Raw genomic sequence first — 21,964 nt, 5'->3', positions numbered from 1 at the left:
CGCCGGTTCTGACCCGTGTCCCTTGCCCGTGCGGAGGGGAGCCCGGGTCAGAACCGGCGTGAGGTGTAGAGCGATCGGGGCAACAGCACCGCCGTGATTCGGGCTCGGGTGGACTGCAGCGCCCCCAGGGCGAGCCGGACCGTGCGACCGTCGCTCCCCAGCCCCCGGCCTTCCAGCGGGTCCGGCGCATATCGTGCGGCCTCCTCGGCAGCCACGATCCGACGCAGGGACTCCTTGGCGTGTGAACCCAGCCGGTACTCGTTTTCCAGACGCCGGCCCAGCCCGCGCGGACTCTCCGCAGGACGCCACTCCACCCCCAGGTCCACGAGGTCGTCGCGCAGTTCCAGCCATGCCGCACGTGAGCGCCCCAGCGCATCGCGGGCCCTGCCCCAGCGGACCCGTCGCACCGCACCGCGGATCAGCGCGGGCAGCAGCAACAGCGCCGCGACCGCTCCGATACCGATCAGTACGCCGGTCCAGGGGAAGGACTCCTCCACCACTGTGCCGCCCCCGAAGTCGTCGGCCAGGTTGCCGCCGGGCACGGGTGCCGAGGTCTCGCCGGACTCGCTGTCGGTCCCCGCGCCCTCGCTGTCCTCGGGCTGTGCCGCCGACCCCGGGCCCTCGGGCGAGGAGGTGTCGGGTTCCGCCGGGTAGGCGTAGCCGGGGACGGTGGCACTGGGCTGGGCATCGGTCGAGGACGGCGTCGGCTCGAACCGCAGCCATCCGGCGCCTTCGAAGTACAGCTCCGGCCAGGCGTGGGCGTTGCGCTCGGTCACGATCCAGCGGTCGGCGGAGACCGAGGTCCCGGAGGTGTACCCCACGGCGACCCTGGCGGGAATGCCCAGTTGGCGTGCCATGACTGCCATCGCCGCTGAGAACTGCTGGCAGTAGCCGACCCGGTCCTCGAAGAGGAAGTGCGCCAGCGGGTCCGCGCCTTCGGGCACCGGTTCCGGGCTCAGGTCGTAGTCGAACCGGTCCCCGGAGGTGAACCAGTTCTGCAGGGCTACCGCGCGCGCGTGGGTGCTACTGGCATCACCGGTGATGGATTCCGCGAGTTCCCTCACCCGAGGGTTGACGCCGTCGGGGAGATCCAGGTAGCGCGAATCCACGGTGCGGGCCCCGGTAGCGCTGGTGCGGGCGAGTGCGGCGCTGCTCGGTTCGGGCGCGGCGCTGACCGCCTCATAGGTGAGTCCTCTGGCCTCGCCGCGGGGGGAGAACACCATCAGGGTCTCCGGGTCGGTGAACCAGTCACCGGAGATCGCCAGGTTGCGGGTGGGGTAGGGCAGGGGGAGGAAATCCATGCGTTGGGTCCCGGAGCTCACCGTGACCTGGGTCGTGGCCAACTGATCGGGGGCGGGGGTGACGAACCCGTCCGGTTCGGGGAGGTCCTGGTCGTCGACCCGGTTGCGCTGGGACGCCTCGACCGGCGACATCGTCCAGTTCTCCCCGTCGAAGGTGTCCAGGACGTGCATGCGCAGGTAGTCGGGCCGACTCTGGCTGGTCCGGTACTCCAGGATCCGCCGATCGCCCAGCGAGGTGATGTCGCGGCGCAGACTGGCCAGCGGATTCACCGTCGTCACCGTCTGCCCTCCGTCGCGCGCCCCGCTGGCCAGAGCGAACACCGCGTCGTTGACCATCCCGGGGACCGCCAAGGGCACCAGCAGTGCCAGGACCACAGCGACAACGGCGATGTGCGCGGTGGTGAGAAGCTGGCGCAGGTAGGAGCCGGTGCGGCTCGCCCACGTGTTCTTCGCCTCGGCCGAAGGCGGGACGCGCAGCCCCCATCCGGCGGAACGCTCGGAGCCTTCCACCGCCAGCAGCAGCAGAAATCCCAGCGCGGTCAGCGCGAACGCGCTCCAGGTGACTCCCTCGTGGTGCACGGTGAGAGGGACGAACACCAGTGCCAGGAGCGCCATTCCGGCGAGACCGGCCAGGCGCAGCTGCACCGCCACCAGATGGACGAGCACGCCCAGGCCGCCCAGGCTCGCAGTCATCACGACGAGCAGTCCCGCCGAAACAGGGACGGGACTGATGTTCATCCGGATGTCGCCGAAGCCCAGGGCGATCAGGTCGCTCAGGGCGGAGAAGGAAGCCGCAGTGGGGAGGAAACCGAGGATCGCGGATTCGGGCGCGTAGACGGCGGTCACCGTGCACGCCACCCCCACGATCTGGGCCAGTGGCACCAGTATCGCGGGCACCCTCGACCAGCTCAGGGCGACGCCGATGCCGGTCACGACCAGCACGGCCAGGGCAGACCCGTACCACCAGCCGGATGTGGCGAAAACCGGATCGAGCATTGAGAACGCGCACAGTGTGGTGACCATGGCTGCCAGGGGCAGTGCCACGCGCGGTTTGAAACCGCCGTGCCGCCTCATCGGACACCAGCGGCAAGGCCGCTCCACAGCGCGCCCAGTTCATCGGCGGAACTCGGTTCCAGGACCCGCCATCCCGCCTGGACGAGGTGCTCCCGGGCGCGGTCCGCCGCCTCGGGTGCGGCCCAGGCGGCCCCCGGGGTGAACACCACCACCCGACCGTTGCCCCGTTCGCCGTGGCAGGCGGCCAGGGTGCGCGCCTCGTCGGTACGCAGTGCTCCCACCACGGCCACCAGCAGACCGCGTCCACTGATCGTGGACTGACCCACCAGGGCGGTCCCTTCCTTGAGCGAGGTCCCCGGTTCGGTCTGGAGGACCGCCAGTGCGTCCAGTACCTGGTCGCCGCGGTGAAGCGGGCTGATCTCGGTCTTTCCGGCCATGAACCGCAGTTCCTGCCCCCGTTTCAACAGGTGCACCGCGATGGACGCGGCCAGGGTGATCGCCGTCTCCAGCGAAGAGTCCGTTCCCTGGCCTGCGTGGGCCACGGATCGGACGTCCAACAGGATCGAACTGTGGTCGCGCCACTGCTGCTCCTCGCGTCGAACCATCAGCTGTCCCCTTCGCGCGGTGGAGCGCCAGTGCACCCGGCGCATTCCGTCACCGTGCCGGTACGCGCGCGGTACGGCGTCGTCGTCGCCCGCACTGGCGGAGACGCGCAACCGGCTCTCCCCGCTCTCGGCGCTGTCCCCGCGCGGAACCGCCCCCGCCAGGTCCACCACGGCGGGGGTGACCAGCAGGGTTGCCCCCGTCCCCACCTCACGGGTGAAGCGGGCGCACCCAAGGGGGTTGACGAAGTGCAGGGTGAGTGGGCCGACGGGATAGCGACCGCGCATGTGCGAACGCAACCGGTAGGTGACGGTCCGCCGCTCGCCCGGCCGCAGCCGCCCGAGAGCGAACCGGGGCGGATCACCCAGAGCGTAGGGAAGACGGTCCTCGACCAGGACGCTTCCAGGGGACGTCGTCCTTCCCGTGTTGACCACGGTCAGCGCCACCCGGCAGTCGCCGCCCACCGGTATCCGCGCCGGCGACAACTCCCTGGTGTGGGTGACACCGCGCGGAACCCTGACCATCACCAGTGCGCACACCACCGGCAGCAGAACCACGAATACCCCGATACGCAGCAGGTCGCGCTCCCCGACGGCGAGCGCGCCCACGACGATGACCAGCCCCACGCACAGAAAGATCCGGCCGCGCGCGGTGAGGGAACGAAAGGGGTTCATCCGTCCACCTCGGTGATCCGGGGTGGGCAGACGCTGCAAAGGTGCTGCACGACGGTGTCCTCGCCAGGTGGGTGGGCGGCGCCAGAGGGCGGCGCGGCTGCGGGGCGCAGACGCCCCGCTGCCGCGGTACTACCGGCGATCGGGGACCGGCAACCGGGAGACGAGGTCGCTGACGACCTGTTCCGGCAGCCTCTGTTGTTGTTGGGCTTCCGGGCTGGGGAGCAGCCGGTGAGCGAGGACGGGGACGGCCAGGGCCTGAACGTCGTCGGGAAGGACGTGGCCGCGGTTGTCCAGGGCGGCGTAGGCCCGGGCCGCGCGGACCAGGTGCAGGGTGGCACGCGGGGAGGCTCCCAGCCGCAGTGCGGAGGAGGTTCGGGTGGCCGCCACCAGATCCACCACGTAACGCTTGACGGCGGGGGAGACGTGGATGGAGCGCACCTCCGCGATCATCGCCTGGACGTCGTGGGTACTGGCCGCCGGCCGGATGCTCTCCAGCGGGGACTGGGAACTGTGGCTGTCGATCATGTCCAGTTCCGCCTGGGCGGAGGGGTAGCCCACGGCGATGCGGGCCATGAACCGGTCGCGCTGGGCCTCGGGCAGGGGATAGGTGCCCTCCATGTCCCCTGGGTTCTGCGTGGCGACGACCATGAACGGGCGTTCCAGGGACCGGGTCACCCCGTTGACGCTGACCTGTCCCTCCTCCATGCACTCCAGCAGTGCCGACTGCGTCTTGGGCGAGGCGCGGTTGATCTCGTCGCCGAGCACGATATGGGCGAAGACCGGTCCGGGCTGGAACTGGAACTCGTGCAGTTCCTGGTGGTAGACGCTCACACCGGTGATGTCGCTCGGCAGGAGGTCGGGGGTGAACTGCACCCTGTTCACCTGGCAGTTGACGGAGCGGCCCAGTGCCTTGGCCAGCATGGTCTTGCCGACGCCGGGGACGTCCTCGATCAGCAGGTGCCCCTCGGCAAGGAGCACGGTCAGTGCGATGCGCACCGTCTCCGATTTGCCCTCGATGACCGACTCCACGGCGGAGCGGACCTTCTCGGCGGTGGCCAGGACACCGGCGACGCCGCCCACGCCCCCTTCGTCGTGGCTGTTCAACCGCGTGTCAAGTGACACGTGTCCCCTCTCGCAGCGTCTGCCCTGATCGAAAACGAGGCTAGGCGTAAAGCGGTGGTTTGCAAACCAAAACGACGAAGTTGACCTGCGCGGTGCCGCGCCTGGTCCGCGCTGGTGCGGTGCGGCCCGGGGAGCACCCGTCCCACGACACCCCGTGGGAGGTGCGCAGCCCCCCACTCCGCTCCACCGTCCCTGACCTGCTGTTTTGTCGGAGATGGCTGGTCGTGGCGGGCGTGGATTCTGTTCACTGTGGAGGAGAGTGGAGTACAGTGGGGCCGCGTGGAGGAGGGGACTGCTCCACGGAGGCTTGGGGAGGTGGGGCCGATGTTTCTCGGAACCCACTCGCTACGCCTCGACGAGAAGGGACGCTTGTTCCTTCCGGCGAAGTACCGCGACGAACTGTCGGGGGGACTGGTGGTCACGAAAGGCCAAGAGCGCTGCCTCTACGCCTTTCCGGTGCGCGAATTCGAGCGCATCACCGAAGCCCTTCGATCAGCTCCCGTCACCGCCAAAGCAGTGCGCGACTACAGTCGCGTCTTTTTCGCCAGTGCGTCCGATGAACGGCCCGACAAACAGGGCCGGGTCACCGTCCCCGGCACCCTGCGCTCCTATGCGGGGTTGGACCGGGACTGCGTGGTCATCGGGGCCAACACGCGCCTGGAGATCTGGGACGCGCAGGCCTGGGCCCGTTACGAGGCCGAACAGGAAGAGGTATTCGCGGATCTGTCGGAGGAGGTGTTGCCGGGGGTGCTGTGACTCCACGGCACCGTCGCGCAGGTTTCGGCCAACCGAACCGGCGACGCGGGTCGATAGACAGACGGGGTCACGACCGTCGATCCTTGCCCGGTCCGAGCCCGCGAACGAGAACGATCCAGGTCAGCTGAGGCATCTTCCCCGGCGTCAGGTGACGGCCGCGAGAGACAACCGCGGTGACATCGGCGTTCGCGGGCCCGAACCGGCCCAACGGTTGATTCGTGGCGGCAATGCGCCGAACAGGCGCACGGGGATGTGAGACCGGACCGCACCGTATGAGCGGCTGCGGACGGCGAGGGGGATGGAAGTGCTGATGGGTGACGACGTGGCGAAGCAGAGCGAACGGCCGCGTCCGGGTGACCCCACCGACCCCCGACCGGCCCACGTCCCGGTGATGCTGGACCGTGTCCTGGAGGTTCTCGCCCCGGCGCTGTCCGAACCCGGAGCCGTCGTCGTGGACGGCACACTCGGTCTCGGCGGCCACTCCGAGGCGCTTCTTTGTGCCCACCCCGGGCTGCGCCTGGTGGGCGTGGACCGCGACACCACCGCGTTGGAGCGCAGCGCCCAGCGTCTCGCCCCCTTTGCCGATCGGATCGATCTCGTCCACGCGATCTATTCCGACATCCCGAGCGCACTGGACGGCCTCGGCATCGACCGCGTCCACGGCGTGCTGTTGGACCTCGGCGTGTCCTCCCCGCAACTCGACGAGGCCGACCGGGGCTTCGCCTACTCCTACGACGCCCCGCTGGACATGCGGATGGACCGCACACAGCCCAGAACGGCTGCCGAGGTGGTCAACACCTACTCCGCGGGAGAGCTCTCCCGCATCCTCAAGGTCTACGGAGAAGAGCGCTTCGCCTCGCGGGTCGCCGCGGCCATCGTGCGCGAGCGGACCAAGGCGCGCCTCGACTCCACGCGCGCCCTCGCCGAACTGGTGCGCGACGCCATCCCGGCCGCGACCCGACGCACGGGCGGAAACCCTGCAAAGCGCACCTTCCAGGCGCTTCGCATCGAGGTCAACGCCGAGCTCACCATCCTGGAACGGACGCTTCCTGCGGCAATCGGGCGTCTCGCCCTCGGAGGGCGCATCGCGGTGCTGTCCTACCACTCCCTGGAGGACCGGCTCACCAAGCGTGCCCTGGCCGCGTTGAGCACCGACACCACCCCCCAGGACCTACCGGTGCCGCTGCCCGACCGGCAGCCCGAACTCCGGTTGCTCACCCGCGGTTCCGAACAGCCCTCGGAACACGAGAACGAGCGCAACCCCCGTGCCGCGTCGGCCCGCTTCCGGGCCGCCGAGAGGATCCGGGAGCCGTGATGGGCGGCTCCGTAGCGAAGAGCATGTCCCCGGGAGCAGACCACGGGGGCTTCGACGGCGTTCGGGAGGCCGCATGAGTATCACCGAGGACCGCACCATCCGCAGCGGCACGGCCACCAAGCCCCGTACCCGGCCCGCGTCCCCGCCCCGGCCCACGACCGTGCCCACCCAGCGTGGTGCGGCGGCCCAGCGGCCCTCGGCACGGCCGCCCCGCATGCCCTTCGTGCTGCTCGTCCTGGGCCTGCTCGGTGGCGCGCTGGTGTGCCTGCTCGTACTGCGCACGGTCCTCGCAGAGGACACCTTCGAGATCAGCCGCCTGCAACAGGAGAACCGCACCCTGGCCCAGCAGGAACAGGCGTTGCGCGAAGCGAACCTGCACTCCGAGACGTCCGAGGCCATCGCCGATGCCGCCGAGGAGCTCGGCATGGAGCCCGGCGAGGCCCCGCGCTTCATCGAGGTCGAGGGCGAATCGGCGCAGGTGCTGACCGGCGGGCGTGAGGCCCCGTGACCGGCCCCGGACACAGACCCGTGCCCGTGGCGGGCGGTGCCGACGATCGGGAGAAGAAACAGCTTTGAGTACCCCGCGTGACCGCGACCCGCGCCGGCCCGGGTCCGCGGCCCGCCGTCGTCGTCCCAGCCAGCGCTCCGCAGACGGTCAGCCGCGCGGACGCGCCGGCGCCGAACCGGTTCGACGCCGCGCTCCACAGGCAGCGCGCAGTCGGCCCGCGCCGGGCGGCCGGGCCCCGCGGCGCCCGGCACGCAAGACCTCGGGCGGCGGGCCCACCGCACCACTGTTGCGCCGTACCTTCCGCCGCAGTGAGCCGGGACCGCGCATCAAGGTTGCCGTCGTCCTGCTCGTCGTGGTGCTGGTCGTCTTCGGCGGGCGCCTAATCCAGATCCAGGGCTTCGAAGCCGCCCACTACGCCTCCCAGGCGTCCGACACCCGCCTCACCACGATCGACATTCCCACGGTCCGCGGCGACATCACCGACGCCTCCGGCCGCCCGTTCGCCATTTCGGTCGAGGTGCGCACGGTCTTCGTGGACCCCAAGGAGGTCAAGGCGGACGAGCGGGAGCAGATCATCACCGAGCTCTCCGGACGCTTCGACCTGCCGGTGGAGGAGGTCACGGCCAAGCTCGACGCCACCACGCCCGAGGGCGAGCCCAGCCGCTACCAGGTCATCAAGCGGCAGGTGTCGCAACAGGACTGGCGCGAGCTCGACGAACTGGACCTTCAGGGAGTCTCCTCCGAACGCGACTACAAGCGCGTCTACCCCGACGAGACCGGTGCCGCCAACCTGATCGGGTTCGTAGGAGCAGAAGGCCACGGCCTGGAAGGGCTGGAGGCCGTCATGGAGCGCACGCTCGCCGGCGAGGCCGGCAAGCAGCAGGTCGAGGTCGGCCGGGGCGGCACCCAGATCCCCATGGTGGCGGGCCTCGCAAAGGAACCCGTTCCGGGGCGGAGCGTGCGTCTCACCATCGACCAGGACATCCAGTGGCACGCCCAGCAGACGCTGGCCGAACGGGTCAACGCACTCGACGCCGAAGGCGGCAGTGTGGTCGTCATGGACCGCTCGGCGCGGATCAGGGCCATGGCCACTTACCCCACCTACGATCAGAACGACATCGACGGCTCCACCCAGGAGGATCGGCGCAACGGCGCGGTCGCCGACGCCTTCGAGCCGGGCAGCACCAACAAGGCGATCACCGTCGCCGGCGCACTGGAGGAAGGCGTCACCACGCCCGACACCGTGTATACGGTTCCCTACTCCATCCAGCGCTACGACCGCACCTTCAAGGACTCCGACTACCACCCGACCGAGCGTTTCACCGTCAACGGGATCATGGCCACCTCCAGCAATGTCGGCACCATCTACATCGGTGACCAGTTGGGGCCGGACAAGTTGTACGACTACCTGGGCAAGTTCGGTTTCGGACAGCCCACCGGTCTGGAACTGCCGGGCGAGAACCAGGGCATCCTCACCGACCCGCAGTACTGGTCGGGTACGGACCAGCCATCCATCTCCTTCGGACACAGCCTCTCGGTGAACGCCGTCCAACTGGCCAGTGTCTACGCCACCATCGCCAACGACGGGGTCCGGGTGGAACCCAGCCTCGTGGCGGGGACCGTTGACGAGACGGGCGACTTCACCGCTTCGCCGGCCCGCGAGAAGCGCCGGGTCATCAGTCCCGACACCGCCGAGCAGGTCCGGCTGATGCTGGAGGCGGTGACCGGGAAGGAGGGCACCGCGCAGGCCGCCCGGATCGACGACTACCGGGTCGGCGGCAAGACCGGTACCGCCAACCGGATCGACCCGGAGACGGGACGGTACGAGCAGGGGCAGTACACCAGCAGTTTCGTCGGTATGGCACCCATCGACGACCCCGAGCTGATCGTGCTCGTGGTGCTGCACAACCCCAAGAGCGAGGTGTACGGCGGGCAGGCCGCGGCGCCGGTTTTCACCGACGTCATGTCCTTCGCGCTCAAGACCGATCAGGTGCCCCCCACGGGTACCGAGCCGCCCAAACTCCGGTTGAGGGAGTAGTCCGGGCGCGTAAATTAACGACCCCCGCTCACCAGCCGATAGCCTCACAGCGTGTCACCCGTAATGCGTCCAGAACAGATCCAGCCGCGCCCGTTGTCCGAGCTCGCCCCGTTGCTGGGCCAGGACTCCTTCATCACGTGCGTGGATCCCACAGAGCCGCCCTTGGGCACGGTGGCCGTTCCCGGTGGTCCAGAGGCGGTGGAGGAGAGAGACGTGTTGGCTACGGCCATCACCGGCATCACGCACGACTCCCGCGCGGTGCGCCCCGGAGACCTCTACGCGGCCCTGCCCGGCAGCCGCGCCCATGGGGCCGACTACGCCCTCCAGGCGGCCGGAGCGGGCGCCTCGGCGATCCTCACCGACCCCGAGGGCTACGACCGTGCGGCGGCCACCCGGCTACCCGTGGTCACGGTGCCCGACCCCCGTTCCCTCCTCGGGGAGATCTCGGCGTGGGTCTACGGACGGCCCTCCGAGGACCTTCTTCTCATCGGAACCACCGGCACCAGTGGCAAAACCACGGTGAGCTACCTGGTGGAGTCCGGGCTGCGTGCGGCCGGACTGCGTACCGGGTTGATCGGCACCGTGGAGATGCGGGTGGACGACGAGCGCGTCAACTCCTCGCTCACCACACCCGAGTCCACCGACCTGCACGGGCTGTTCGCTCTCATGCGGGAGCGCGAGGTGACCGCTGCGGCCATGGAGGTCTCCAGCCACGCCCTCGCCATGGGGCGGGTGGCCGGCGCGCGCTACGAGGTCGCGGTCTTCACCAACCTCTCCCAGGACCACCTGGACTTCCACGCGGACCTGCGCGACTACTTCGACGCCAAGGCGAAGCTCTTCACCCCGGAGTTCGCCTCCATCGCCGTGGTCAACCGCGACGACCGGTTCGGCCGTGCGCTCGTGGACATGGTCACCGCACGCGGTGAGATCCCCGTCACCACCTATTCCGCGGAAGGGGACCCCGAGGCCGACTGGCGGGCCACCGACGTCGTCCTGGGGCCCGAGGGAAGTCGTTTCCGGGTGGTGGGACCGGGCGGTCTCGAACTCGACGCTTCCGTGCGGCTGCCCGGCCCCTTCAACGTCGCCAACGCGATGGCTGCCATCGTCGGGCTGGTCGAGGCGGGAATCCCGCTGGCCACCGCCCTGGACGGTGTCGCGGAGGCCCCCGGTGTCCCAGGGCGGATGGAGCGGGTTGACGAGGGACAGAACTTCACCGCTATCGTCAACTACTCGCACAAACCCGGTGCGATCGAGGCGGTGCTCGCCGCCCTGCGTTCCATCACCGAGGGCGAGCTCACCATGGTCGTGGGCTGCGGTGGGGACCGGGACCGCGGCAAGCGGCCGCTGATGGGCGAGGCGGCGGTGCGGCTGGCGGACTCGGTGATCTTCACCGACGACAATCCTCGTACCGAGGACCCGGTCGTTATTGTGACCAGCATGCTTGAGGGCGTTGCGAAGGTCCCCGCCGACCATCGGGCCAGGATCACCGTGGAACCCGATCGGCTCACTGCGATCGAGTTGGCCGTGGAGCGTGCCAGACCCGGTGACGTGATCGTCGTTGCAGGCAAGGGCCACGAGCGCGGTCAGTACGTCGGGGACCAGGTTCTGCCTTTCGACGACCGTGAGGTGCTGCGCGCGGCGCTGCGGTGGCGGATCGGCAAGGACTGATCCGGGAGTGTCGTCCCGGCCCGACCGCGCAGGGGACCGCCCGGCCGCCGGGCACCGTCCGAGAGCTGCTTGGCCTTGCCCGTACGGGAAGCCGGGTTTCGGTCTCACTCGTGCCACATTCCGGCCGGGGCGCAACTCGATAACCAAACATGTTCTAAGGTGGGGTCCGGCAATTGCAGCCCGGCACCGTGGCGTCATCACGCCGCCTTGCGGCTCTTGTACATCATCCCCGTATTTCGCACGGTGTCCACCGTCAAGAGCGCTTCACGCGCGGTGGACCGGGCCCGACATGAGGAGTGGATTTGATCGCGCTGACGCTCGATCGGATCGCTGAGATCACCCAATCCCGCATCTGCGGATCGGCGCGGCCCACGGACGTCGTCACCGGCCCCGTCGTCATCGACTCGCGGCAGGCGGGCCCCGGCTCCCTGTTCGTCGCGTTGAACGGCGAGCGGGTTGACGGACACGACTTCGCCACGACAGCGGTGGCGGCCGGCGCGACAGCGGTCCTGGCCTCCCGGCCGGTCGAAGGCCCCCACCTGCTCGTCGCCGGTGGCGACGACGAGGTCGTGGCCGCACTGGGCCGGTTGGCCCGCGAGGTCGTGGACCGGCTGCCCCAGGCCGAGATCGTCGGCGTCACCGGATCGTCCGGCAAGACCACCACCAAGGACCTGCTGGCTCAGGTGCTCGGCAGGCTGGGGCCGACCATCGCACCCCCCGGATCGTTCAACAACGAGATCGGGCACCCGCTCACCGCGCTTCGTGCCGACGAGCAGACCCGGTTCGTCGCGCTGGAGGTGTCCGCCCGCGGGATCGGCCACATCGCCTACCTCTGCGAGGTCGCACCGCCGCGGATCGGCATCGTGCTCAACGTGGGCAGCGCCCACATGGGCGAGTTCGGCAGCCGCGCCGCGATCGCCCAGGCCAAGGGCGAGCTGGTCGAGGGCCTTCCCTCGGCCGACGCGGGTGGCGTGGCCGTCCTCAACGCCGACGACGACGCAGTGGCCACGATGGCTGCCCGCACCGACGCCAAGGTCGTGTTCTACGGCCTGGCCGAGAACGCCGACGTGCGCGCCACCGACGTTGTACTGGACACCGCGGGACGCGCTACGTTCGTCCTCGGGATCGCCGGGGCGCAGGCCCCGGTCCGGCTGTCCCTGGTCGGTGTCCACCAGGTGCACAACGCCCTCGCGGTGGCCGCTGCCGCCGTCGAACTGGGCATGGGTATCGAGGAGGTCGCCGTCGCGCTCAGCGAGGCGGAGCCGGTCAGCCGGTGGCGGATGGAGGTCTCCGAGCGCGCCGATGGCGTTACGGTCGTCAACGACGCCTACAACGCCAACCCCGAGTCCATGGCGGCCGCGTTGACGACCCTGGCCGCGCTGGCAACCGATCGCCGCGCCTTCGCGGTGCTGGGGCATATGGCGGAGCTCGGGCAGACGCACCGGGCCGAGCACGAAAGGGTCGGCCGTCAGGTCGCCCGCAGCGGTGTCAACGTACTCGTGGTCGTGGGCGACCAGGCCGCACCCATCGCCGAGGGCGCGCGGGGTGTGGCCGACTGGCAGGGAGAGATCGTGGGCGTCTCCGACGTCGGACAGGCAGTAGCCGCGTTGGCCGAGCGCCTGCGCCCCAAGGACATCGTCATGGTGAAGGGATCGCGCGTGGCCGGGCTGGAAAAGGTAGCCGAGCAGCTGACCGGTGTGGAGGCTGCCAAGTGACCGGGATTCTCGTCGCCGCGGGGCTCTCCCTGCTGGTGTCCTTCGTGCTCATGCCGCCGCTGATCAAGCTGCTGTACCGGTTCAAGTTCGGTCAGGAGATCCGCGACGACGGCCCCGAGGGCCACAAGACCAAGCAGGGCACGCCCACCATGGGCGGCATCGTCATCATCCTGGGCGCGGTCTCCGGGTACTTCGGCGCGCACCTGGCGACCATGACCCCGCCGACGGTCTCCGGTCTGCTGGTGATGTTCCTGTTCGTCGGGATGGGCTGCGTCGGCTTCCTCGACGACTTCATCAAGATCTACAAGCGTCGAAGCCTGGGCCTGCGCAGTGGTGCCAAGATGCTGGGCCAGGTCATCGTGGGCGTCGGCTTCGCCGTCGGCGTGACGCAGTTCCCCAACAACTACACCTACACGCCCGGGTCCACCCACCTGTCGCTGCTGCGCGACTTCGGTCCGCCCCTGGCGATCTGGCTGTTCGTGATCTGGGCGCTGATCCTGATCGTGGCCACCTCCAACGCGGTCAACCTGACCGACGGCCTCGACGGCCTGGCCACCGGAGCGATGATCCTCTCCCTGGTCGCCTATGTCATCATCGGCAACTGGCAGCTGCGCCAGAGCTGCATCAACGCCCTCGACCCCAACTGCTACACGGTGCGTGACCCGCTGGACCTCGCGGTCGTGGCCGCGGCGGCGCTGGGCGGCTGCATCGGTTTCCTCTGGTACAACGCCCCGCCCGCAAAGATCTTCATGGGCGACACCGGTTCACTGGCACTGGGCGGACTCCTGGTCGGCTTGGCCATCACCACCCGCACGCAACTGTTGTTGCTGGTCATCGGTGGGCTGTTCGTCCTCATCACCGCTTCGGTGATCATTCAGGTCGGTTCCTTCCGCCTCACCGGAAAACGGGTGTTCCGGATGGCTCCGCTCCAGCACCACTTCGAGCTCAAGGGCTGGGCGGAGACCACCATCGTGATCCGGTTCTGGATCATCCAGGGCCTGTTCGTGGGAGCCGGGATCGCCCTCTTCTACCTGGAATGGATGCCGCGGTAACCCATGACTGACACGGTGCTGGACCTTCGCGGGTTGACTGTCTGCGTCACCGGACTGGGGGTCTCCGGGCCCCCGGTCGCACGCGCCCTGCTCTCCCTGGGGGCGGTGGTGACCGTGGTGGACGGCCGCGACGACGACGCCAACCGTGCGCGTGCCGAAGAGCTGCGCGCCGAGGGGATCGCCGTCGAGCTCGGAGACCCCGCCCTGCCGGAGGGCACCACCTTGGTGGTGACCTCTCCCGGTTGGCGCCCCGACTCGCCGTTGCTGGTGGCCGCGGCACGCGACGGCATCGAGGTGATCGGGGACGTCGAGCTCGCCTGGCGCCTCAAGCCCGCCGACCAGGTGTGGCTGGCCATCACCGGTACCAACGGCAAGACCACCACCGTGCGCATGCTCGAAGCGATGCTGCGCGCCGACGGCCGGCGAGCCCTGGCCGTCGGCAACGTGGGCACCCCGGTCATCGAGGCGGTGCTCGACCGGGGCCCCGGTCGCCCCACGGTCCTGGCCGTGGAGCTGTCCAGCTTCCAACTGCACTGGTCGTCGTCCCTGCGTCCGCACGCGGGCGTCGTCCTCAACATCGCAGCCGACCACCTCGACTGGCACGGCGGCCTGGACGCCTACGCCGGGGCCAAGGCCGCGGTCTACGCGCGGGGCACCATCCGGGTGGTCAACGTCGCCGATTCCGCCACCCGCGCGCTCGCCGAGAAGCACGGCGATCCCCATACCCCCTTGGTCGGCTTCGGCCTGAGGACGCCACGTCCGGGGGAACTGGGCCTGGTGGAAGACCTGCTGGTGGATCGTGCCTTCGTACCCGACCCGGCCGGCAGCGCCGAGGAACTGGCCACCGTGGCCGATGTCGTACCGGCGGCGCCCCACAATGTCGCCAACGCGCTGGCCGCGGCGGCGCTGGCCCGTTCGGTCGGCGTTGCGCCGGAGGCGGTCCGCGCGGGCCTACGGGAATTCGCCCCCGAGCCGCACCGCATCGCCCATGTCGCCACCGTCGCGGGTGTGGACTACGTGGACGACTCCAAGGCCACCAACCCGCACGCGGCCGCGGCGTCGCTGGCCGCGTACCCCTCGATCGTGTGGATCGCCGGCGGTCTGCTCAAGGGAGCCGATGTCGCCGACCTGGTCGCGGGCGCGGCCGATCGGCTGCGCGCCGTTGTCCTTCTGGGCGCCGACCGCGACCGGCTCCGCGCGGCTCTCACCGAGCACGCGGCACACGTGAAGGTGGTCGAGGTCGAGCGCACCGACGGGGCGGCGATGGCCGAGGTCGTGACCGCTGCCGCGGGGTTGGCCCGATCCGGGGACACGGTACTGCTCGCTCCGGCCGCCGCCTCCATGGACATGTTCGCCAACTACAACGTCCGCGGTGACGCCTTCGCCGCCGAGGTGCGGTCGATACGGGTCTAAGACACCAGGAAAGACCCGTCTTGTTGTCCAATCGCTATGTCAACCGGGACAACCGAAGTGTCAGTTGTGCGTCACCAGCCGGTCCCGTGTCAGAAAAAACCCCAACACGCCGGTAATGTGCGATGGCTCAAAGCCTCTTGCCGCCAAACTTGTTCGACGCTAGGGCGGTTTCGGGCGCGGGCGGAGAATGCACATGGCGGTGACGACATCGGTCCCTTCGGCCACCAGGGTCCGAGTGGGTGGCGGTGCCAGTGGGGGGGCGGTCCTCAGCGGGGTCCGCGACTTCGCTCGGCGCCTCGACCGTCCGCTTACGTCCTATTACCTGATCTTTGGCAGTGCGCTTCTGCTGACCGCTCTCGGGCTGGTCATGGTGCTGTCCTCGTCGATGGTCAACTCCTATACCGAGACCGGCTCGGCGTTCTCGATCTTCAACAAGCAGATCGGTGCAGCCGCCATCGGCCTGCCGCTGATGATCCTGGCCTCCCAAACGCCGGTACGGGTCTTTCGGTTACTGGGTTATCCGCTGATGCTCGGTTCCATCGTGCTGCTGGTCCTCACCGTCTTTCGGGGTGAGGAGTACTACGGCGCGGTCCGGTGGCTGGAGATCGGCGGTCTCACCGTCCAGGCGTCGGAACCCGCCAAACTGGCCTTCGCGCTGTGGGGGGCCAATGTCCTGGCGCGCAAGGAGGAACTCAAACAGCTCGTCGAGTGGCGCCACCTCCTCGTACCGCTGCTGCCCGGCTGCGGCATGTTGGTGTTGCTGGTGCTGCTGGGAAGCGACCTGGGAACCTCCTTCGTTCTCATGGCGGTCTTCGTAGCACTGTTGTGGGTGGTGGGTGCCCCGGGACGGCTGTTCCTCGGAGCGCTGGGCCTGGTCGGTGCGCTCGTCGGCATCATGATCGCCGTCGAGCCCTACCGGATGGCCCGGCTCACCTCCTTCTGGAACCCCGAAGCCGACCCCTACGACGGCGGTTACCAGCTCCTCCACGGCCTCTACGCGTTGGGCACCGGCGGCCTGTTCGGGGTGGGGATCGGCGGCAGCCGCGAGAAGTGGGGCAACCTTCCCCACCCCGAGAGCGACTTCATCTTCGCCATCATCGGTGAGGAGTTCGGTCTCATCGGCACCCTGATCGTGGTCTGCCTCTTCGGTGTCCTCGGTTTCTCCGGACTTCGGGTGGCCTCCCGGGTCAAGGACCCCTTCGTCCAACTCGCCGCGATTGCCATCACCACCTGGATCACTATTCAGGCCCTGGTCAACATCGGTACTGTCATCGGGGTTCTGCCGATCACCGGTATCCCGCTGCCGCTGGTCTCCGCCGGTGGTTCCGCGCTCATCCCGATCCTGGTCGGCTTGGGCATCTTGTTGGCGCTCGCCAAGAGCGAGCCCGATGCGCGCCGGGCGCTGGCAGCCCGGGGTCCGACACACCTGGAAAGGGCCCTAAGCTGGCTGGGCCTGGACAATGGCGGCGCAAAGGCGCCGGCCGGCCGGGCCCCGACCAAGACACGTCCGACGCAGGTCCAAGCGAGGAGGAATCGGCGACGATGAGGGTAGTCCTCGCCGGCGGTGGCACGGCCGGTCACGTAGAGCCGGCCCTTGCCCTGGCAGATGCGCTGCTGCGCATCGACCCCGACACCCAGGTGCTGTGCCTGGGAACAGAGCGGGGGCTTGAGCAGCGACTCGTTCCCATGCGGGGATACGAGCTGGGGGAGATCCCGGCTGTTCCGCTTCCGCGCAGGCTCACGCCCCAACTGCTGTCCGTTCCCGGAAAACTGGCCAACGCCATCAGCACCGCGGCCGGGTACATCGACCAGATCCAGGCCGACGTCCTCGTCGGCTTCGGCGGCTACGTGGCCACTCCCGGCTATCTCGCGGCGCGTCGCCGCAAGGTACCGATCGTGGTGCACGAGGCCAACCCTCTCCCGGGCCTGGCGAACCGGTTGGGCTCGCGGCTCACCCCGCACGTCTTCACCGGACACCCCCACACCGACATCCGCAACGGCCGCTTCATCGGCATCCCGCTGCGTCAGCAGATCTCCTCGCTGGACCGGTTGGCCCTGGGGGACAAGGCCCGCGCCCACTTCGGTCTGCGCTCGGACCTGCCCACGCTGCTGATCTTCGGCGGTTCCCAGGGTGCGCAGGCGGTCAACCAGGCGGCGTTCGACTCCGCCAGTGACTTCTGCGCCTCGGGCGTGCAGGTCCTACACGTGGTCGGCCCCAAGAACGCCGACGAGCCCGAGGACCGCACCCGTGACGGTGTGCCCTACGTGGTCGTTCCCTACGTGGACCGGATGGACCTGGCCTACGCCGCCGCAGACGTGGCGATGTGCCGCTCCGGCGCGCTGACCTGCGCCGAACTCACAGCGGTCGGTTTGCCGGGTGCCTTCGTGCCGTTGCCGATCGGCAACGGCGAACAGCGCCTGAACGCCGAACCCATCGTCGAGGCCGGTGGCGGTCTGCTGGTCAACAACTCGGCGCTCACCGCGCAGTGGATCCGCGACCAGTTGATCCCCCTGCTGACCGACACCGACCGGGTGGTCGCGATGTCGGAAGCCACCGCGAAGATGGGACGTCGCGACGCCGACATGGCGCTCGCCCGCGAGGTCATGGCCATCGCTCAGCGGCGCAGCGGTGTGGACGCACCCATTGACGACTCCGAGGACGACGCCGATTACGGCGACCCCGGAAGGGACGCCCGATGAGCCTGGTCGAGCCCACCGAGCCGGTAGCAGTCGAGAAGCTCGGTCGTGTCCACTTCGTGGGCATCGGCGGGGCCGGCATGTCGGGTATCGCGCGGGTGCTCCTGCAACGCGGCGTCGAGGTCTCCGGGAGCGACGCCCGCGACAGCGAACTGCTCGCCGAGCTCGCCGAGCTTGGCGCCGACGTGCATGTCGGCCACGCCGCCGCCAACGTTGCGGACGCAGACACCCTCGTGGTCTCCTCGGCGATCCGCCCCACCAACCCCGAGCTGGTCGAGGCGCTGGAGCGCGGCCTGCGCATCCTGCCCAGGGCCGCCGCCCTCGGTGCCCTGCTGCTGGACCGGCGAGGGGTCGCGGTCTCGGGCACGCACGGCAAGACCACCACCACGTCGATGGTCACGGTCCTCCTCCAGCACCTGGGGGCTCAACCCGGCTACGTCATCGGTGGAAAACTCGTGACCACCGGCCTGGGCGCCGACGCCGGCGCCGGTGACGTCATCGTGGTGGAGGCCGACGAGAGCGACGGCTCGTTCCTCATGCTCTCGCCCAAGGTCGCCGTGGTCACCAACGTCGAAGCCGATCACCTCGACAACTATGGCGGTCTGGAAGAGATCCACAGCAACTTCGCGGCCTTCGTCAACCGGGTCGCCGAGACCCTGATCATCGGGATCGACGACCCCGGGGCCCGGCGCGTCGCAGAGGTCGCCCGGGAACGAGGCAAACGGGTGCGCACCTATGGGGTGACACCCGAAGCCGACTACCGGGTCGCCGACATCGAAGCCGACGGTTTCGCCACCGACTTCACGCTGATCGCCGATGGGGGAGACCCCATCAAGTGCGCGATCTCCGTGCCCGGTACGCACAATGTGCTCAACGCCGCCGCGGCCGTAGCCGTCGCCGACGAACTCGGACACGATCCCGAGGTGGCCGCCCAGGGGTTGCCCGAGTTCACGGGCGCGGCCCGCCGCTTCGAACTGAAGGGCGAGGCCGGTGGGGTACGCGTCTACGACAGCTATGCCCACCACCCCACCGAACTGACCGCCGATCTCACCGCGGTACGTGCCGCATTGGCCTCCCGTGCGGCCAAGTCCGCCCCCGACGCGCCCGCCGGGCGGGTCGTGGCTTTGTTCCAACCGCACCTGTACAGTCGCACGCGCATCTTCGCGACGGAGTTCGCCGAAGCGCTCACCCTCGCGGACGAAGTCGTCGTGCTTCCCATCTATGCCGCCCGCGAGGACCCCGAGCCAGGGGTGAGCGCCGAGCTGATCACCGGACAGGTCGCCCATGAGCGGGTCTACCACCACGTGGACCGCGCCGATGCGGTCGCTCGCGTCGCGCAGGTGACCCGCCCCGGTGACATCGTGCTCACGATGGGCGCGGGCGACGTCACCGAACTCGGTCCGGTGATCGTCGCGGCGTTGGTCCAGCAGGCCGGTTAGCACCCGGCACGGTTGTCGTTTCAGCCCGGGCACGAGACGGAGAGGACCTGGTGAGCGCTGCCGAGAGCTCCGACCAGCGAACCCGTTCCGTCCCCCAGGGGACGGGCCGGAGCGTGTCCGACCCCTGGAAGGCTGCTTTCGTCACCTTGCTGGTGGTCGCCCTGCTGGCCGTCATGACCTGGGTGCTCCTCGGTTCGCGGCTGTTGGTGGTGCGGCAGGTCGAGGTGATCGGACTGGAACGGCTCGCCGAACAGGACGTGGTCGCCGCGGTCAACGTGGCCACTGGAACCCCTCTGGCGAGGGTGGACATCGAAGCAGCGGCCCACCGCGCCGAGGAGTTGCGGCTCGCGCAGGCGGTCACCGTCTCGCGCGGTTGGCCGGCCACGTTGGTCGTGGAGGTCACCGAGCGGCTTCCGGTGTTGGCCATCCAGGTCGGGGACGGGTTCCAGCTCGTCGATGGGGAGGGGGTCCGGATCGAGGACTCCGAAACCAGGCCCTCGGACTACCCCCTGGTGACCGTCAAGGGCGAGGTCGAGAACAATCCGGCGATCGCGGACGCCGCGGCTGTCGCCGACGAGCTTCCCCCTGCCGTCCTGTCAACAGTGAACACCATCGAGGCGTCCGACCGCTCTTCGATCGTGCTCGACCTCGACAACGGGGCGACCGTCTCCTGGGGGGACGTGGATCGCGGCCCGGACAAGGCCCGTGTGCTGCAGGTACTCATGCGCGAACATCCTGCCGCCGCCGATCGCCGGTACGACGTCAGCGCCCAGGGCGTCGCGGTGGTCAAGTGAGGCGCGGGGCAGGTCCGGGCGTTGTCGTTCACAAAGCCGGGTCCGCCCGGCGCGCCCACCGCCCGCCCGTCCGACACGCCGATAGTCTGAGCTCGTGGTTGGTTGCTCCCGCGGTGGGCGCAGGCTTACTGTCGGGAAGCAATACCTTTAGTTGACATAAGTACGCATGGCAAGCATCCGGAATCGGTGCTTGAGACCGGCTGATGTGCGTTTGCAGACCGCATCGGCCCACTGTCCCGGGGCTTCCCGCAACGGAGTACCCGGGCGTTATACCAAGTCAGAGCAGAACCGGACAGCTTTCGAGCCGATCCACCCCTGAGGGCGACGCGAATCGCGTCCGCCCGGGCCGATCGGCAGAGTTGGCAAGAAGCGAGCGGAAAGGCCCCTCGTCGTGGCAGCACCGCAGAACTACCTCGCGGTCATCAAAGTCGTCGGTATCGGCGGCGGCGGTGTCAACGCCGTCAATCGCATGATCGAAGAGGGACTTAAGGGCGTCGAGTTCATCGCCATCAACACCGACGCTCAGGCGCTGCTCATGAGCGATGCCGACGTCAAGCTGGACGTCGGCCGCGAATTGACCCGCGGACTCGGCGCGGGGGCCAACCCCGATGTCGGCCGGAAGGCCGCCGAGGACCATCGCGAAGAGATCGAAGAGGTGCTCAAGGGCGCCGACATGGTCTTCGTGACGGCGGGGGAGGGCGGCGGTACGGGTACCGGCGGCGCCCCGGTGGTCGCCAACATCGCCCGGTCCCTGGGCGCACTCACCATCGGCGTGGTCACCCGCCCCTTCGGATTCGAGGGCAAGCGGCGCGCCACCCAGGCCGAGGCGGGCATAGCCATGCTCCGCGAAGAGGTTGACACACTCATCGTCATCCCCAACGATCGCCTGCTGTCGATATCGGATCGCCAGGTCAGTGTCTTGGACGCGTTCAAGGCCGCCGACCAGGTACTGCTGTCCGGTGTCCAGGGCATAACGGATCTGATCACGACGCCCGGCCTCATCAACCTGGACTTCGCCGACGTCAAGTCGGTCATGTCCGGGGCAGGGTCGGCGCTCATGGGGATCGGCTCCGCCCGCGGCGACGATCGTGCGGTGGCGGCAGCCGAGATGGCTATCTCCTCGCCGCTGCTGGAAGCCAGCATCGACGGTGCCCATGGCGTCCTGCTGTCGATCCAGGGCGGATCGGATCTGGGACTCTTCGAGATCAACGAGGCGGCCCAACTCGTCGCCAACTCTGCGGCGCCCGACGCCAACATCATCTTCGGTGCGGTCATCGACGACGCGCTGGGTGACGAGGTACGGGTGACCGTGATCGCGGCAGGGTTCGACGAGCCTCGCGTGGAGGCAGTCCCCCCGCCCCAAGCGGCGACCGCGCCTAGCCCGCCGGCGCCGCAGCCCCAGCCTGCTCCCGCCCCCGTGCGTCCGGAGCGTTCCTTCCCGCCGGCCGCCGCCGCGCCGGTCCGTGTGCCCGAGCCCGAACCGGTCAGTGTCCGGCCCGAACCCGAGCCCGAGCCGGTCCGCGCGCCCGAGCCCGAACCCGAACCCGAGGCGCCGCAGGCGGCCGAACCCGAGCCCGAACCGGAGGAGGAGCCGGAGGAGCAGGTCTACCAGCCGCGCAGTATCCATGCGGTTGGCGAGAACGGTTACGGCCTGTCGCGCGGGCCGGGATCCGACAGCCCCTTCTCCCGGAGCAACGAGGTCCCGACGCCGCGGCGTCGGGTGGTCTTCGACGAAGGAGACGACCTCGACGTCCCGGACTTCCTCAAGTAGCCCGTCGCGTCCCGCCGGACGGCGGGTACGGACACCAGGCTGACCGGATCGGCGGTGCGCTTCTCATGGGAGCGCCCCGCCGTT

General features: G+C 69.3%; 16 protein-coding genes. 13 read left to right on the top strand and 3 right to left on the bottom strand.

Features of this window, described 5'->3' with window-relative positions; genetic code table 11:
- Window positions 1–47: 47 nt before the first annotated feature.
- The 3 genes from AC0VYP_RS16175 to AC0VYP_RS16165 form a co-directional block, all read right to left on the bottom strand.
- Entirely contained in the window at window positions 48–2,345 is a 2,298-nt protein-coding gene (locus tag AC0VYP_RS16175; protein WP_475470511.1) for a transglutaminase TgpA family protein, read from the bottom strand.
- 26 nt (window positions 2,346–2,371) lie between these two features.
- On the bottom strand, window positions 2,372–3,592 hold the full coding sequence (locus AC0VYP_RS16170) for a DUF58 domain-containing protein (RefSeq protein WP_475470509.1): 1,221 nt from the start codon (window positions 3,590–3,592) through the stop codon (window positions 2,372–2,374).
- A gap of 129 nt (window positions 3,593–3,721) precedes the next feature.
- Complete coding sequence (locus tag AC0VYP_RS16165; protein WP_475470507.1) at window positions 3,722–4,714, bottom strand: AAA family ATPase; 993 nt, start codon at window positions 4,712–4,714, stop codon at window positions 3,722–3,724.
- Between the two features lie 324 nt (window positions 4,715–5,038).
- On the opposite strand from AC0VYP_RS16165, the gene mraZ reads away from it, so the two are divergent.
- From mraZ to ftsZ, 13 genes are all read left to right on the top strand, one after another.
- Window positions 5,039–5,470, top strand: a complete 432-nt coding sequence (gene mraZ / locus AC0VYP_RS16160; protein WP_285756853.1) for a division/cell wall cluster transcriptional repressor MraZ — start codon at window positions 5,039–5,041, stop codon at window positions 5,468–5,470.
- 310 nt (window positions 5,471–5,780) lie between these two features.
- Window positions 5,781–6,785: a 16S rRNA (cytosine(1402)-N(4))-methyltransferase RsmH gene (gene rsmH / locus AC0VYP_RS16155; protein ID WP_432707395.1), complete on the top strand. Its 1,005-nt coding sequence runs from the start codon at window positions 5,781–5,783 to the stop codon at window positions 6,783–6,785.
- 73 nt (window positions 6,786–6,858) lie between these two features.
- Window positions 6,859–7,293 (top strand): cell division protein FtsL, encoded by a 435-nt coding sequence (ftsL, locus tag AC0VYP_RS16150; RefSeq protein ID WP_285756852.1) that lies wholly within the window; start codon window positions 6,859–6,861, stop codon window positions 7,291–7,293.
- 64 nt (window positions 7,294–7,357) lie between these two features.
- Complete coding sequence (locus AC0VYP_RS16145) at window positions 7,358–9,331, top strand: peptidoglycan D,D-transpeptidase FtsI family protein (RefSeq protein WP_475470506.1); 1,974 nt, start codon at window positions 7,358–7,360, stop codon at window positions 9,329–9,331.
- 63 nt (window positions 9,332–9,394) lie between these two features.
- Window positions 9,395–10,999: a UDP-N-acetylmuramoyl-L-alanyl-D-glutamate--2,6-diaminopimelate ligase gene (locus AC0VYP_RS16140; RefSeq protein WP_475470504.1), complete on the top strand. Its 1,605-nt coding sequence runs from the start codon at window positions 9,395–9,397 to the stop codon at window positions 10,997–10,999.
- A 302-nt stretch (window positions 11,000–11,301) separates the two neighbouring features.
- Window positions 11,302–12,714: a UDP-N-acetylmuramoyl-tripeptide--D-alanyl-D-alanine ligase gene (locus AC0VYP_RS16135; RefSeq protein WP_475470502.1), complete on the top strand. Its 1,413-nt coding sequence runs from the start codon at window positions 11,302–11,304 to the stop codon at window positions 12,712–12,714.
- Window positions 12,711–13,766, top strand: a complete 1,056-nt coding sequence (mraY, locus tag AC0VYP_RS16130) for a phospho-N-acetylmuramoyl-pentapeptide-transferase (protein ID WP_285756848.1) — start codon at window positions 12,711–12,713, stop codon at window positions 13,764–13,766. Before AC0VYP_RS16135 ends, mraY begins: the two co-directional genes overlap by 4 nt.
- Before the next feature lie 3 nt (window positions 13,767–13,769).
- A complete protein-coding gene (murD, locus tag AC0VYP_RS16125; RefSeq protein ID WP_475470500.1) occupies window positions 13,770–15,179 on the top strand; it encodes a UDP-N-acetylmuramoyl-L-alanine--D-glutamate ligase in 1,410 nt (469 codons plus the stop codon).
- Window positions 15,180–15,372: 193 nt separating this feature from the next.
- On the top strand, window positions 15,373–16,725 hold the full coding sequence (gene ftsW, locus AC0VYP_RS16120; RefSeq protein ID WP_475470498.1) for a putative lipid II flippase FtsW: 1,353 nt from the start codon (window positions 15,373–15,375) through the stop codon (window positions 16,723–16,725).
- The gene (gene murG, locus AC0VYP_RS16115; protein ID WP_475470496.1) at window positions 16,722–17,879 is read left to right on the top strand and encodes an undecaprenyldiphospho-muramoylpentapeptide beta-N-acetylglucosaminyltransferase; all 1,158 of its coding nucleotides are present in this window, start codon (window positions 16,722–16,724) and stop codon (window positions 17,877–17,879) included. The genes ftsW and murG overlap by 4 nt, the downstream gene beginning before the upstream one ends.
- Window positions 17,876–19,315: a UDP-N-acetylmuramate--L-alanine ligase gene (murC, locus tag AC0VYP_RS16110; protein WP_475470495.1), complete on the top strand. Its 1,440-nt coding sequence runs from the start codon at window positions 17,876–17,878 to the stop codon at window positions 19,313–19,315. Before murG ends, murC begins: the two co-directional genes overlap by 4 nt.
- Before the next feature lie 50 nt (window positions 19,316–19,365).
- Window positions 19,366–20,109, top strand: coding sequence for a cell division protein FtsQ/DivIB (locus tag AC0VYP_RS16105; RefSeq protein WP_475470493.1), 744 nt, complete (start codon window positions 19,366–19,368; stop codon window positions 20,107–20,109).
- A gap of 391 nt (window positions 20,110–20,500) precedes the next feature.
- Window positions 20,501–21,880: a cell division protein FtsZ gene (ftsZ, locus tag AC0VYP_RS16100; RefSeq protein ID WP_285756842.1), complete on the top strand. Its 1,380-nt coding sequence runs from the start codon at window positions 20,501–20,503 to the stop codon at window positions 21,878–21,880.
- Window positions 21,881–21,964: the final 84 nt, after the last annotated feature.

Source organism: Nocardiopsis sp. iso_186 (assembly GCF_056173365.1).
Note: the sequence above shows the minus strand (reverse complement) of the source record. Positions and strands in the feature narration are given on the sequence as shown.